General features: G+C 54.1%; 13 protein-coding genes, 1 pseudogene and 1 CRISPR repeat array (1 of these 15 cut by a window edge). Of the genes and pseudogenes, 5 read left to right on the top strand and 9 right to left on the bottom strand.

Features of this window, described 5'->3' with window-relative positions; genetic code table 11:
* A CRISPR array of direct repeats spans nucleotides 1-128; the repeat unit is 35 nt; unit sequence CTTGCAGTGACCAAGGCCAATTGAGGCATTGAAAC (it extends 198 nt beyond the left edge of the window).
* A gap of 25 nt (nucleotides 129-153) precedes the next feature.
* Nucleotides 154-402, bottom strand: a pseudogene (locus ACI0FG_RS08995) (integrase core domain-containing protein); the annotation flags it as partial.
* On the opposite strand from ACI0FG_RS08995, the gene ACI0FG_RS09000 reads away from it, so the two are divergent.
* Nucleotides 301-681 (top strand): hypothetical protein, encoded by a 381-nt coding sequence (locus ACI0FG_RS09000; RefSeq protein ID WP_419788201.1) that lies wholly within the window; start codon nucleotides 301-303, stop codon nucleotides 679-681. The pseudogene ACI0FG_RS08995 and the gene ACI0FG_RS09000 overlap by 102 nt on opposite strands.
* A 331-nt stretch (nucleotides 682-1012) precedes the next feature.
* Here the strand turns inward: ACI0FG_RS09000 and ACI0FG_RS09005 are convergent, their stop codons facing one another.
* The 7 genes from ACI0FG_RS09005 to ACI0FG_RS09035 all read right to left on the bottom strand — a co-directional run bounded on the left by ACI0FG_RS09005 (nucleotide 1013) and on the right by ACI0FG_RS09035 (nucleotide 8485).
* Nucleotides 1013-1795 carry a substrate-binding periplasmic protein gene (locus ACI0FG_RS09005; protein ID WP_419788202.1) on the bottom strand — a complete coding sequence of 261 codons (783 nt, stop codon included), beginning with the start codon at nucleotides 1793-1795 and terminating at the stop codon, nucleotides 1013-1015.
* Nucleotides 1796-1975: 180 nt separating this feature from the next.
* Entirely contained in the window at nucleotides 1976-2644 is a 669-nt protein-coding gene (locus ACI0FG_RS09010; RefSeq protein ID WP_419788203.1) for a hypothetical protein, read from the bottom strand.
* 165 nt (nucleotides 2645-2809) lie between these two features.
* The gene (gene pstB, locus ACI0FG_RS09015; protein ID WP_419788204.1) at nucleotides 2810-3637 is read right to left on the bottom strand and encodes a phosphate ABC transporter ATP-binding protein PstB; all 828 of its coding nucleotides are present in this window, start codon (nucleotides 3635-3637) and stop codon (nucleotides 2810-2812) included.
* 37 nt (nucleotides 3638-3674) lie between these two features.
* Nucleotides 3675-4562: a phosphate ABC transporter permease PstA gene (gene pstA, locus ACI0FG_RS09020; protein WP_419788205.1), complete on the bottom strand. Its 888-nt coding sequence runs from the start codon at nucleotides 4560-4562 to the stop codon at nucleotides 3675-3677.
* On the bottom strand, nucleotides 4559-5461 hold the full coding sequence (pstC, locus tag ACI0FG_RS09025) for a phosphate ABC transporter permease subunit PstC (RefSeq protein WP_419788206.1): 903 nt from the start codon (nucleotides 5459-5461) through the stop codon (nucleotides 4559-4561). The genes pstA and pstC overlap by 4 nt, the downstream gene beginning before the upstream one ends.
* A 105-nt stretch (nucleotides 5462-5566) precedes the next feature.
* Nucleotides 5567-6580, bottom strand: a complete 1014-nt coding sequence (gene pstS / locus ACI0FG_RS09030) for a phosphate ABC transporter substrate-binding protein PstS (RefSeq protein WP_419788207.1) — start codon at nucleotides 6578-6580, stop codon at nucleotides 5567-5569.
* Nucleotides 6581-6802: 222 nt separating this feature from the next.
* The gene (locus ACI0FG_RS09035) at nucleotides 6803-8485 is read right to left on the bottom strand and encodes a methyl-accepting chemotaxis protein (protein ID WP_419788208.1); all 1683 of its coding nucleotides are present in this window, start codon (nucleotides 8483-8485) and stop codon (nucleotides 6803-6805) included.
* Nucleotides 8486-8827: 342 nt separating this feature from the next.
* Between ACI0FG_RS09035 and ACI0FG_RS09040 the strand changes: the two genes are divergently transcribed.
* The 4 genes from ACI0FG_RS09040 (at nucleotide 8828) to ACI0FG_RS09055 (ending at nucleotide 12069) form a co-directional block, all read left to right on the top strand.
* Nucleotides 8828-9013, top strand: a complete 186-nt coding sequence (locus ACI0FG_RS09040; RefSeq protein ID WP_419788209.1) for a hypothetical protein — start codon at nucleotides 8828-8830, stop codon at nucleotides 9011-9013.
* Between the two features lie 96 nt (nucleotides 9014-9109).
* The gene (locus tag ACI0FG_RS09045) at nucleotides 9110-9319 is read left to right on the top strand and encodes a Cache 3/Cache 2 fusion domain-containing protein (protein WP_419788210.1); all 210 of its coding nucleotides are present in this window, start codon (nucleotides 9110-9112) and stop codon (nucleotides 9317-9319) included.
* Between the two features lie 772 nt (nucleotides 9320-10091).
* A complete protein-coding gene (locus tag ACI0FG_RS09050; RefSeq protein ID WP_419788211.1) occupies nucleotides 10092-11513 on the top strand; it encodes a sensor domain-containing diguanylate cyclase in 1422 nt (473 codons plus the stop codon).
* Nucleotides 11485-12069 (top strand): DUF922 domain-containing protein, encoded by a 585-nt coding sequence (locus ACI0FG_RS09055; RefSeq protein ID WP_419788212.1) that lies wholly within the window; start codon nucleotides 11485-11487, stop codon nucleotides 12067-12069. Before ACI0FG_RS09050 ends, ACI0FG_RS09055 begins: the two co-directional genes overlap by 29 nt.
* 145 nt (nucleotides 12070-12214) lie before the next feature.
* Here ACI0FG_RS09055 and ACI0FG_RS09060 read toward each other — a convergent pair whose 3' ends face one another.
* Entirely contained in the window at nucleotides 12215-14545 is a 2331-nt protein-coding gene (locus ACI0FG_RS09060; RefSeq protein ID WP_419788213.1) for an FAD-dependent oxidoreductase, read from the bottom strand.
* Nucleotide 14546 lies beyond the last annotated feature (1 nt).

Below are 14546 nucleotides of genomic sequence, written 5' to 3' on the forward strand. Positions count from 1 at the left end.
TCGATAACCTGGTTATGACTTGCAGTGACCAAGGCCAATTGAGGCATTGAAACCCTTTCGGGCTGGGGGATTTTGAGGGTTGTGGTGCCGTTGCTTGCAGTGACCAAGGCCAATTGAGGCATTGAAACTTTGCGACGTTTCCTCTCTAATCCCGGACCTCCCGCAACACATTTTCCCTTGATGCGTCCGCTCCGTGTTGTACTCGTCAATCCATGCGTCAAGATCAGCCTGCAAAGAATCCAATGAAGTATAGAGGGGTCGCCGAAATGCGACCTGATAAAACTCATTGTGGATGGTCTTGTGAAAGCGTTCGCAGATGCCATTGGTTTGCGGATGTCTGGCCTTCGTTTTCGTGTGCTCGATGCCGCACACGCCGAGAATTTGATGGTGTTCAACATTTCCATCAAAAGGGAGAACCTCTCTAATTTCAAGAGGAACTGTCAGATCAAATCGAAACTACTTCAGTTCATTACCACCACCGGCCCCGGTTCCAAGCCCGAGTCCAGCTCCGTCAAACTTCAACCCGCCGCTCCTGCCTACCCCATCCTTGAATCCGACGGTTACTATAACCATAAACAACTATGCTTCCGTCAGTCTCAAAGCCGTACAGCAACAGGTATCACTGGCCGATATTCCGGCCGGATCCGCGACCGCCCCCGCTTCGGTCAGCCTGAAAATTGATAGCACCCATGAGCTATTCCTCCTGCAACCGAAATCAGACGGCGCCCCATGGGTCGAGTGCTGCACAGTCGCCGCGAATAACCTCAAGGAAGGAAGCATCGTATCCAATGATGTCAATTGGGGCGGGAGTTGCAAAATAGCTTCCTAGCAAAAAAGCTCCCTTAGAGGGAGCTAACGATCACGGATTAAAGGGACACCCGAATAGCTGCAGAGCGCTTTTCCGAGCAGGAAAGCGCTCTGCCCTTCTTTTGAATCATTTTTACCAGGAGCCCAAGGTTAACAGCAAACTACATTGAACTTGCTCTATGCCTATTACCGAAAAGGCCTTTCATCACAGACCTCTCAAATACTCACCGATAATCCGCTCGACCGAGCCATTTTCAATCATCCGGGAAAGGGATCTGGAGAGTTCCGGCACGTGGTCCATCAGCCAGGATTTGCGGGAAATGGTAAAGTACACCTTTGTTGGCTCTTCATGTTTGAACTTCGCCTTTACGACCAGATCGCCAACCTTATTTTCCCGAATGAGATAGTCACCGGTTTCCTCGGTTGCAATGAAGCAGTCAATGTGACCTGCGAGGAGCTTGCGCAGATTGATCAGGTCGTGCTTTACCACGTCCTTTGTGAGCGTTACATCCTTGTCAAACTGCGGGAAATACTTGGCCCCCAAGGTGGTGCCGATAACAAGCCCGTGCAGGTCCTCGTATTTGTCCACTATTGTACCGCCCTTGCGAACATATACCGCTTTAACCGTTCTATTCTTGTATGGCGGTTGGAGGAAATACATATATTTCTCTCGGCTTTTGCTCCACAGGACCCCATTCAAGAGATCGCCCTCCCCTGACTCCAGCATCGCCAGGCATCGTTTCCACGGTACTTCAACAAATCGGGCAGGAAGTCCGACATTTTCCAGCAATGTCCGCGCAAGCTGAATATCAATGCCTTCTATATCCCCCCGGGCATCCGTAAAGCGCCAGGGTGGATAATGATCGAACGGGATTACGACTTCCTGGGCAGGCGCTGCCGCACTGCCGCAAAAGACTATTAGCAAGACCCAAAGTATGACGCATACTCTATTCATCCGCGCGGACCCCATTACGAATATGGAAAACAAATCCTTCCTCATAATGAATATAGTACAGCGCCAGCACGCCAGCAAGTCACGAATTCAAACCCGCCAACCTTGAAACTCCCAGCTTGCACGACGCGTGATTATTACTTCTTACTCAGATAAAAAAACGGGCCGATAGTTCGACCCGTTCGATACGCCATGGCTAGAAACCAATCGTGTTGCTCAGACCTTGATAGTTTGCAGAAAACGTTTGTCAGCCTGATTCTTGAGAAATTTGGTGAAGTTTTTGGTGATCGTCGGCAGCTTGTACAGCTTGGTGAAGAAACTCTTCTCCGTCAGCTTGGCCAACGTTGACGGATCAAAGTAGGCAATGGCGTTTTCTGTTGTCAGTACGAATGGCGGCAGGCCGTCATGGGCAAGGATGGCGCTCATTATCAAAGCCCCGGTTCGATGATTTCCCTCAAAAAAAAGCTGAGGGCGACTCAGCATGTAAGTATAAGTGCGCGCCGCCCGCTCCCAGGCGGAGTATGATTTGTGTTTTTTGTTCCACTTCACGATCTTTGAGATGTTGCACTCACTCTGATTATAGAAACGAATCGCCGTCTCGCGCATGTGCCCGGCAAACTCATAGCGGACCGAGTCGTCAGTTCCGCAAAGCACGACCTGATTCAGCTCCAAGGCATGGTGCTTGTACTCATCCCGTACCAGATTGACCTTGTTGAGCAACAGCTCGTTCAGATAGGCATACCCGGACATCATGTTCTTGATGATAACTTCGGCAATGGGCTCACGGCGCATTTTGAGCGTTCCGTTGATTCGCTCAAAATTGACCTGAACATCGCGCAGGGAAGCTTCGATCAGATCCAGTCTCAGCTGATACCGCTTACTCATTCCTCGCCCCGAATAACGGTGATATAACAATGTGTTTCAAGGAATAGCCAATCACTTTTCCGCATTCAAAAGTGCCGTCCATCACCAACAGACCGATCTTAAAAAATCAGCAGAGCGAAACGCCCTAACGCCCCGCTCCGCATTGTCTTTCTTATGCGATCCGCATCAACTGAATTCACCCTTGAGGTATTCCCGCGTAAGATTTTCACGAGGGTCCTCGAAGAGCTGCTTGGTCGGTCCCATCTCAACAAGATGGCCGGTGCGACCGCCCTGTGAGATATCCACGGAGAAAAAGGCTGTCTGATCGGCAACGCGCAAGGCCTGCTGCATGTTATGGGTCACGATGACGAGCGTATATTTTTCCTTGAGCCGAATCATCAACTCCTCAATCTGCCGGGTCGCGATGGGGTCGAGAGCGGAACACGGTTCGTCCATGAGCAGAACGCTCGGTTCGGTTGCAATGGCCCGCGCAATGCAGAGCCGCTGCTGCTGACCGCCGGAAAGCGACAGACCGCTCCGCTTGAGGATATCCTTGACCTCATCCCACAGGGCGGCCCCGCGCAGCGCCTTCTCGACCTTTTCCATCATGTTGCCCTTGAACCGGTTGAGCCGGAGGCCGAAGGCGACATTCTCAAAGATGCTGAGGGCGAACGGGTTGGGCTGCTGGAAGACCATACCGATGTGGCGACGGACCACAACGGGGTCGACTTTCGGTCCATACATGTCGATGCCGTGATAATCCACGCTGCCATCAAAACGGAAACCACGGATCAGGTCATTCATGCGGTTTATGCTACGCAGCACGGTGCTTTTACCGCAGCCGGAAGGTCCGATGAACCCTGTAATCTCCTTGCGGCAAATGGGCACAACGCTGTCGCGCACCGCAAGAAAATCGCCATAATGGATCTGATCCACCTTGCAGTTCAGAATAATATCACTCTCCGGGCAGGCGGCCCCGGAGTTAATTTCGGCCGTATTGGCGACGGTATCCATAATGTTTTGCAACTCCATTATAGTAATGAATCGGTGGTTACTTCTTGCGCTGGCTGATGGCCCGGCTGGCTATGTTCAACACCAGGACGATCAACACGAGGACCAGAGATGCGCTCCAGGCCAGCTCAATCAGGTTGGCAAAGGGGCTGCCCGAATAGTTGTAGATGAGAACGGCGAGCGAGGCAGTCGGCTGGTTGGCTTCCAGCCAGTAATCGCTGAACAGGGCCGTAAAGAGCAACGGCGCGGTTTCTCCGGCGGCTCGGGCAACAGCCAGGAAAACACCGGTGATGATGCCGGGCATGGCCACGGGCAGCGAGACCTTAATCATGGCCTGGGCCGGAGTGCATCCCATGCCGTAGGCTGCTTCCCGCATTCCTCTGGGCACCATCTTGATGGCTTCCTCGGCCGTCAGCATGACGATGGGGATCATCAACAGTGAAAGCGCGATACCGCCTGCCCATGCTGAGTAATGCCCCATGACGAGAACAACGGATGCGTATGCGAACACACCGGCCAGAATGGACGGCAGGCCGGTCAATGTCTTGGCACAAAACCGGGCAGCCTGGGACAACTTGCGATGGGGTCCCAGCTCGGCCAAGAAAAGCGCGGCCAGGATGCCGAAGGGAATACTGATCAATGCGGCCAGGCCGACCATGAACAGCGTACCCAGAATGGCGTTGCCGAAGCCGCCGCCGGTCTCGAAAGCCGTGGGCGGCAACGTGTAGAACACCTCAAGCGCGAGTCGCTGCCCGCCCCGATACAGCAACATGATGATGACGGAAAAGAGCGGGAAGCACGCCAGCAGCGCCATGACCACCGTTATGGTGCTCAACACATAGGACTGGAGCGCCCGCCGTTCATATGGATTCTTCTCGAAACTCGGTTTGCGAAGTTCATTGCCGGATTGCTTGGTTTCCGCGGTCATCTTGATCCCCCCGGACGGGTGAAGTTGATGATGAGCTGCCCAATGACGTTGACCGCCAGGGTAATCACCAGAAGGACAACCGCCGCGAACATGAGCACCTGGACTTCCATCGGCCCAGCCTCCGGGAAGTTGAGCGCCAGAAGCGCAGCCAGTGTATTGGCCGGAGAAAAGAGTGAGAGAGATATCTGGTTCGAGTTGCCGACCAGCATGGCCAGAGCCATTGTCTCGCCCAGTGCGCGGCCAAAGCCGAGGACCAGCGCGCCGAAGATGCCGCCTGAAGCGGTGGGCAGCATAACGCGCAGGATGGCCTCCCACTTGGTGGTTCCCATTCCGTAGACCGCTTCCTTGGTTTTGTACGGAATGGCCCGGAATGCATCCTGGGAGACGGCCGCCACCGTGGGCAGAATCATGATCGACAGCACCAGCGCGGCAGGGAACAGCCCGGGACCGTTGAGCTTGGTCCCGAAGAACGGAATCCATCCCAGATACGTATGCAGAAAATCAGCCAGGGGGCGGATGATGGGGATCAGGACATAGATACCCCACAATCCGTAGACAACGCTGGGAATGGCCGCCAGCATCTCGATGATGTTCTTAAGGACGAGTTCCACCTTGTGGGGAAGGAAGTCCTGAGTAAGAAAGATAGCGATGGCGACACCGAAAACACCACCGATCGCCAGGGCAAGAAACGAGCTGTAAAGCGTTCCCCATATCTCCGGCAGGATGCCGTAAACCTTCTGGTTCGCGTTCCAATTCGCAGAGGAAAGCAGACTCAAGCCGTATTCCTTGACCGCAGGCAACGCCTTGCCGCCAATCTCGTAAAAGATATAGACCAGCAAGAGGATTGTCAGCACGGTGAAGGCAAAGGCCACACCCCGGAAAACTCTGTCAAAAACCACATCCCCGAAAGAAGGGGGCGTAGCATAGCTATCGCCCCACTTCTCGGAGGTCTCTTTTTGAGAGCCCATCATTATCTGCCTTTGGTTTGGCTGTAGCAGCCGAACCTACTTGATGTTCTTGGCAGCCGCGGCAACCTTCTCCACGACGCTCTTGGGCATGGGGATGTAGCCGGCCTTGTCGGAGATGGCCTGGCCCTTGTACAGGCAGTAATCAATGAGCTTGTGGATCCACTGCACCTTCTCCTGGTCCTTGTAGCTCTTGTAGAAAAGCATCCAGGTGTAGGTGACCATGGGGTAGGAATCGGCACCTGCAGGATCGGTGATGAACACGATCATGTTAGCGGGAAGCACGGCGCTGGCCAGAGCAGCTTGGCCACCGGCCAGACCGGGAGCAACGAACTTGCCTGCCTTGTTCTGCACGGATGCCATGGTCAGTTGGGCCATCTGGGCGTAACCATACTCGACGTAACCAATGGCGCCGGGAGTCTGCTTGATGGCAGCGGCAACACCATCGTTCTTGGGGGCCTTAATCAGGTTCTGACCGAGAGGCCAGTCAACCGTCTTTCCATGACCAACCTTGTCCTTGAACTCCTTGTTCACGGCACACAGGTGGTTGGTGAAGTTAAAGGTGGTTCCGGAGCTATCGGCACGGGCGACGACAACGATGTTTTCGTCCGGCATCTTCACGCCGGGGTTGGCCTTGACGATGGCGGGGTCATTCCACTTGGTGACCTTGCCCAGGAAAATGTTGGAATAGACATCACGGGGAAGTTTCAGGCTCTTCACACCGTCCAGGTTGTAGGTAAGAACAATTTCACCCGCAGTCATGGGCAGCAGCTGCACTCCCTCGGAGACCTTGGAGATTTCTTCGGGGCTCATGGCTGCATCGCTGGCACCAAAGTCGACGACGTGGTTTTGAAAGTCCCTGATTCCCGCGCCGCTCCCCTTGGACTGGTAGCTGACCTGCACGCCGGAATTTTCACGACTGAAAGTTTTGAACCAGGTGGTATACAGGGGAGCCGGGAAGCTGGCACCGGACCCTACCAGGCTGACGTCAGCAAAGGAAACGGCCGGAAACACCAGGGCCATCAAAAGGAGCATGGCCATCAGTTTAGACAAGTACTTCAATTCCAAAACCTCTTGGTTGATGTTGAAAAAAGCTGCGTCAACCTAGCGCTTCAACATGCAGATTCGGTGTCGGAATTGTCATGGTTGTGTTAAGAAAACACTTTGTCCTCGCATCCTCCCTTTGAGCTGCCCGGTTCCCAAACAAAAAGGAGCCCGGCCACTAAGTGGCCGAACTCCCTGATTTCTATACTTTAACTTTGCGATATCGATGAACTAAAACGATTCGAATTCGTCGTCGTCCATATCGAGATCCAGTCCGCCGCCGTTTTTCCCGGTTGGCGGCAGTGGCTTTTTGACTGCTGACGGGCCGGATGGAATCGAGGCCGGTGCGGCAGGTGCCACCGACACACGGCGCGAACGAACCATCGCCGCATCGCCAATGTTAAAAAAAGACATGCCGACTCGGAGGTCCTCCGCCTGACTGAAAAGCGTCTTGGCTGTAGCTGCCAACTGTTCTGAGGCGGATGCGTTGGTCTGGATGACGCCATCAAGCTCCTGCACCGCGGCATTGATTTCCTTGGCCCCTGCGTCCTGCTCGAAGCTAGCTGCGGATATTTCCCTCACAAGGTCGGAGGTCTTGTGAATATCCGGAATCATCTTGGTGAGCATGTTGCCAGCCTGATCCGCCTTGCCGAGCGTGGAGCGGGAAAGTTCACCAATCTCAGCGGCAGCCGCCCCACTCCGCTCAGCCAGCTTGCGGACTTCCGCCGCCACAACGGCAAACCCCTTGCCGGCTTCTCCGGCTCGCGCCGCTTCGATAGCCGCGTTAAGAGCCAACAGGTTGGTCTGTCGGGCAATTTCCTCAATAATGGAAATACGTTCAGCAATATCCTTGATAGAACGTACGGCGTCCAGGACTGCATCCCCACCGTCCTGGGCATCCGTGGCGGTGCTGGTAGCCATGTCCTCCGTTTCCTTGGCGTTGTCGTTATTACGACTGATCTGCCCCATCATCTCTTCCATGGAGGCGGAGACTTCCTCGACCGAAGCCGCCTGGCGGCTGGCACCGTCCGAAAGTGCCTGGGCGGATGAGTTGACTTCGGCACTACCGGAGGACACGGCCTCGGCCCCGGTCTTGGCTCGTCCCACGATATCCCGCAGGCGCTCGGTCATGGAGGCAAGCGCGGTTGCAAGACGCCCGGGTTCGTCATCATATTCCGTATTGATGTCCTGCGTCAGATCTCCATCCGCAATCAAGTGGGCCAGAGCCACGGCCTCATCCAGAGGACGGGTGATCGAGCGGACAATACCGAGACAGAATGGCAGGACAAGAACAAAGAATATTGCGCAGATAGAACCGCTGATCCACCAGACGTAAGAGGAAACAAGCGTATCGATATCCAACGTGATGGCGGCTTCCTTGGCCGCAATATCATCCAGGTAGACACCAGTCCCAATCCACATGGAGGTCCCCGGAATCATCTCTGAATAAGACAATTTTGGCTGATCACCCATGTTCTTCTTGGGCCACAAATACTCTACGAAGCCACCTCCGGCCATGGCCCTCGCATGCAGTTCCTTTACAAAGAAGATACCGTTCTTGTCCTTCAATCCGGACAAGTCCTTGCCCTGAAGCGACTTGTTTGCGGGCAAAGCAACATTCACCGTCTTGTTGTAAACAAAGAAATATCCGGAGTTGTCTTTTTCAAATCGAATATCATCAACGAGCTTTCTGATGATCTCAACCTTTGCATCCAAAGCATCAACAGAGGCTACGGCCGCGCCCAATGACATGGCCATGGAGTGGGTTGCCACCTGCAACTTCATCCGCTCCCCTTCAACCATTGCGTCCTTGGAATGGTTGATCCCTATCTGCTCAACATTGTTTGTCCCACTCAAAAAGGCCATCAAAATACCGACCGTAAATAAAGCAATGGCGATGATGAGCAGTATCATCCTCAACCGAATGGTTATTTTCCTAAGCACAACGCTACTCCTTAAGCTTTTTTCTATTGTTGGCGCATTGTGTCATAATAATCTATTATTAATTTATTTTTTATCAGAAAACGTCTATATTGCCCACCCCCTCACAACAAGGAGACCCAAAAAATAGATTTATAACGGCCTGTATATCGTAATATACTAATTATAAAAGTAAGTTAAGAAACCTTCCAGAACGAATCCTAGACAGCAATCCGATTGCCAAACCATACCGGAGAAATGGCTTCCGGACCAAAACGCCGACTCCCAGATCACCGGCATCACACATGAGGTGATATCATGAAGATCGGCCCCTAAATGACGACTCTTGGCATAGCCCAGGTCGGCCTGACCACGGTGGCCATTCTCGCCATCCTGTTCTGGCAAAGTTCCATTGTCGACAATGTATTGGCATCATATTTCGACATGCAATCCCGCCATGAAATGGAACTGGGAATCACGATGCCAGAAATCTGCTGGCATCCCAACACGCCACACTGGTAAATCAACTTGAAAACAATATGCGGGTACTTCTCGACATCGGGCGAAACAGTCTCCTGGTAGGCCGTCAACCAGATCACCAAGGATAAAACCGAAGCAGTGCTCCCCAAATGGTTCGGCCAGAACATCCAGCCGAATGTGCCCACCCCGCTGGTGGACACCATCATGAAGCTCACCAGGACGACCTGTACTGTCTTCCAGACGATGGACGAACAGGGAGACCTTTTGCGTGTAGCCACAAACATTCTCAAAGCAGACTGCAAACGCGCGGTGAGCACCTACATCCCCAGCTCAAGCATCGTCGCGTAAACAGTACGGTCCGGCAAGACGTTTATTGATAACAGGGACGAAAGCGGGCCCCCTGTCTATCGGCAGCTTATTGCGAAAGCCAAGGCTGCTGACGGCAAGGCGGTAACATTGGCAACACGGATTGATGGGGACAACATTCTGCTGTCGGGGATTTATTTCAAATCGTGGGACCGGGTCATCGTCGGCGCGGGATACGTGAAAGAATTCATGGCAGGCGAACGCGCGGCAAACAAGGCGCTGACGCATACCAAGTGGTGGTCCGCAGGTAACGGCCTTGTAATGATCGTCGTCGGCCTGCTCATTACTCGTATCTTTGCCCGCCGAATAGGAGCTGCGGGGGCAGGTAGGTTCCAACCAGATCAAAAGCGCCATTCTGGAGCTCGACAGGGTCGTGCAGCAAAACTCAGCCGAGTCCGAGGAAGTGGCTTCCTTTTCCGAAGAACTGGCAAGCCACGCCTCCCTGCTCCAGAAGACCATCAGCTTCTTCCACTTGAAGACAAGAGGGATGAGAACAGCCCCCCAAGGCAAAAGCAAAGGCCAAGATGACAGCCAAGGGAGCCATCCCAGCCAAGTCGTCAGGCGTTGCCTTGGAAATGTCGGACAACGACACTTTCGAACGATTCTAAGACAACATCACCCCGCCAGGATGAAAATATCAATCCTGGCGGGGTGTAAACGGTCGCTTTTCTGTGCCCGAGTGGGCCAATTCAGTCAGAAAAAAGCCCCAACTTCCCATTTGCCGTTTGAAACCATTTTCAGTAAAATAAAAATAATGAACGTCAAATTCAAACTTCTGACGGCGCTCTCCCTTATTCTGCTGACGGCATTCATTGCCACGAGCCTGATCAATTACCGAGTTACCCGTGAATCGGTCAGGGAAGAGTTGCTGAACTCTGCTTTGCCTCTTACGGGCAAAAATATTTACTCCGAAATCCATTCGGCGCTGATGCGTCCGATTTTGGTTTCTTCCTCCATGGCCAACGATGCCTTCCTCAAGGAATGGGTGGTCAACGGAGAGCAGGATATCGACCAGCTCACCCAGTATCTAAAACAGCTCAAAGACAAATACGGTTTCCTGACAACCTTCTTTGTCTCCGCAGCCTCCGACAAATACTACTATCAGGGAGGCCTTCTCAAGAGGGTCAACCCGCGCGACAGCCACGACGTCTGGTACTACAGTTTTTTACGCAAGAAGACGGAATATGAGTTGGACGTCGATACAAACCAGACCGAAAATAACAAGCTGACCATTTTCATAAACTTTCGTGTGGAAGACCAGAACGGCAAGCTTCTGGGAGTCACCGGGGTGGGCGTGAATATGGACAAAGCCGCCGAACTGCTGCGGGAAGCCCAGAAAAGATACCATCGTAATGTCTACCTTGTGGACCAGGATGGTCTGGTCCAGGTACACCAAAACACGACGCTGGTAAAAAGGCGATACATAACGGAAACGCCCGGCATCATGAATGTTGCCGACAACATTCTCAAAAACCTCAAGGGATCGGTCAACTTCGAATACGACCACGAGGGTGAACACTACCTGCTCTCTACCCACTATATCCCTGAATTTTCATGGCACCTGATTGTTGAGCAGGAAGAGGCAGCCGCTCTGATAACGGCACGAAACAATCTTATCCGCACAATAGTCATCGGGCTTATCGCCTCTGTCCTTATCATCATTCTATGTGGATTTACGGTTAGCTATTTCCAATGCCGTCTGGAACGCATGGCCAAATCCGATCCCCTGACCGGCGCAGCCAACCGCCGAGCCCTGGAGGAACGTTTCAAACTCGCGTCCTACAAGGCAGACAGATATGGTGAGCCATTTTCCATCATCCTCATAGATCTGGATGAGTTCAAAAAGATCAATGACAAATATGGCCACCTGGAAGGTGACAAGGTCCTCAAGAACGTATCAATATGTATTGAACAGACCATCCGCCCTTCCGACCTGCTCTCACGCTGGGGAGGAGATGAATTCCTGATTCTGATGGATGGGAAATCGCAAGAGGCCGAAACCTTGGCCACACGAATCCGCGAGGCCTTGAACAACATCGAAAGGACGCCCATATCCTTCAGCTGCGGTATTGCCGAATATCGCCAAGGTGAGGACATTGATGCCCTCTCACGCAGGGCCGATCTCTCCATGTACCAGGCAAAGAACAATGATTCGCAGTGGATGGAAGTGGACTAAACACGCTGCCATAAGCCGGATTGCAATCCTGCTTGGCCTGCTGTTGCTGTTTCCAGCCTTGGCCAAAGCCGAAGTCACCGTCTCCACAAGTGAAAAATATTATATAGTCCAAGGGCATACCCAGGCGGAGATTCTCCGTTCCCTGCACAAGCATAACGGCAAATATGCCGCCTTAACCCATACGACCTTCAAATACTCTTATACGGCAAGACAACGGGGCAAGATATGCACCATTACCGATGCCAAGGTCTTTCTGCACATCCTTTACACCTACCCCCGCCAAGTTGGAGCCATGGACGGCCCGACCAGAAAATGGTGGAAAAAGGCGCTGAAAAAACTGACGGCACACGAACTGATCCACGGCCAGATAGCACGCAAGGCGGCGCATGAACTGGAAAGAGAGCTGATAGGCATCCATAATGAGCCCTGCTCCGCGTTCAAGGGAATAGTCAAGGCCAGGGCAAACCGAATATTTCAGGAAAATCGGCGCCGCCAGCAGGAATATGATCGCCTCACCAAGCACGGACTGAAACAGGAACGCTACAGGGGCGACTAGCAACACGCATCTTTCAGCCTGCGGCCTCAACACCTGGAAACTATTGCATCCACTGACGCCAGTCGGGTCGCGAATCAGATCCCCCAAAATAAAGGGCGACGAACCAAAGTTCGCCGCCCTGTTTTATATTGATACTTTCGCTCGACTATTCCAGTGGCTTGGGATTCTTCAGGTCCCAGATACCGCAGGGGCAGGCATCAGCACAGAAACCGCAGGCAATACATTTATCCGGGTCCACCACACGCTCGAAACCACCGTCAGGCAGTTCGTTGCGGGATATGGCGGCTTGCGGACAAATGGTGTCGCAGATGTAGCAGTCGCGACAGGAACCGCAGGAGGAACACTCGGAGCCGCACTGATTCATGTCGCTGAATTCGGTGATGCGGGGATCGAAGTATTCCAGCGTCATGCGGGTATAATCGATCATGTCGCGGGTATCGGACTGAGGACGGCGGTTGTTGACCAGGTCATCAATGACCTGGGCCGCGCGCCTGCCGTTGCCGATGGCGTGGGTAATCAGGCCGGGCCGGACCACGTCACCAATGGCGAACACCTTGGAATCAGTGGTCTGGAAGTCGTCGTTGACCACCACATAGCCTCGCTCCTGGGCAATGTTGCCGGGCAGGAATTCCAACTCGGGTGCATCGCCGATGGACATCAGCACCGTATCCGCTTCCAGCAGTTCACCGGACTGGAGCAGTACGCCTTTTTCCGTGACCTCCTTGGTAAAGCAGGGCCACTTGAAGCGCGCTCCGGCGGCTTCGGCGTCCTTGCGCTCCTTGCCGAAGGAGGCAGGTTCCTGAATGTCGATGAGGGTAATATCCTCGGCACCCAGCTTCGCGGCCATGGTGGCGACGTCGCAACCGACGTTACCGGCACCGACGATGACCACCTTCTTGCCAACCTTGGCCGTACCGGCCTTGGCGTCCTTGAGGAAGGTCAGTGCGGGGTAGATGCGTTCGTGGCCGGGCACAGGGATAACGCGGGGCTTCTGCGCACCTGTGGCGATGACCACATAGTCGTACTCGTCACGCAGGGAGGCAAAGTCGTCGGCCCCCAGCTTCTGTTGGAGATGGACATGCGGCAGCACTTCGGCGGCACGCTTGACCTCGGCTTCGACCACTTCCTTGGGCACGCGGGTGTAGGGAATGGCGGAAACAATCTTTCCGCCCAGGGTCTTGTCCATATCATAGACAACGGCCTCATGTCCCTTCATCCGAATCTGCCAGGCAACCGAGATACCGGCCGGGCCACCGCCAATGACGGCCACACGCTTGCCGGAGAGTTCCGGCAGCTTGGGCGCCTTTGACTTGTACCCTTCGCGGCCGAGCTTGGTGATGTCCACCGCGGCCATATGCTGCTGCGTATTGCGGGTACAACCCTGCATACACAGGTTCGGACAGAGGTAACCACAGACCGTGGCCGGGAAAGGCGTATAGGCCAAAGCCAGATCAACGGCTTCGTCCACCAGACCGTCCCGAACCAACTGCCAGCGCTGCTGAACCGGCATACCGGTGGGACAGCTGGACTGACACGGAGCCATATACTTGCGATTTTCCCACACCGGCACCCTGCGGCGCAGATCGCCATGGACGATCAACGGAATGGGCGAACGGTCCAGGCTGGTCAGATCACCGATCAGGCCGCCTCGGCCCAATTCCGCATCCCATACATTGGCGCGAAAATCGGCCATGGAACGACGGGACTTGCCCTTCTTCTCAAACGGAGTCTTGGCCCGAATGAGCTGCCATTCCTCACGTTTGGTCAGCCTCTTGAGCAGCCGGGTCCTCTTTATTTTCTTGAGATAATCTTCCATCCCGGCGGTTAGCCACGCCCAGGACTCATCATCAATGGGAACCTGCATGGCATCGGCCCGTGAAAAGCCTTCAATGGGGCCACGCACAAAGACGCGACCGCCGACCATTCCGACACAGGGCCGATATCCGAGGATATTCTTGGGATTCTGGGCTTCATGACCACAGATGACGGCAGTACCGCCAGCCATGAATTCGCCAAAGTAGTCACCCACCGATCCGAGCACCCAAAGTTCGGGCTCGTCGAAACGGGGGTTGGTCTTGGTCATGGTCATGCCGCGCGAACCGATGTTGCCGGCAATGAAGACCTTGCCCTGCGCCATGGCGTTGCACGCGCCGTTACTGGCGTGGCCATGCACGATGATCTCGGCACCGGCGTTGAGCCAGCCGATATCGTCGGACGTTTCACCCATGATTTCAATGGTCGTTCCGGGAAAACCCTTGGAACCGATGCGCTGACCGGGCGAGCCGGTAATGGTCACATAGATGGGCTCTTCCTGGGATACCCAGAGACGTCCGCCTATGCCGTGCTGGCCCATTGCGTCGATTTCCAGCTTGCGCGCGCCCTTCTGGACCGCTTCCTGGATACGCTTCTCAAGGAGACGAGACTCGACGCGCCGCCCGTCCTCCGTGCCGCTGATGCGATATGTTCTTTTGGCCATT

This window comes from Pseudodesulfovibrio sp. 7M6 (assembly GCF_050058625.1).
In the GTDB taxonomy this organism is placed as follows: Bacteria; Desulfobacterota; Desulfovibrionia; order Desulfovibrionales; family Desulfovibrionaceae; genus Pseudodesulfovibrio; species Pseudodesulfovibrio salinus.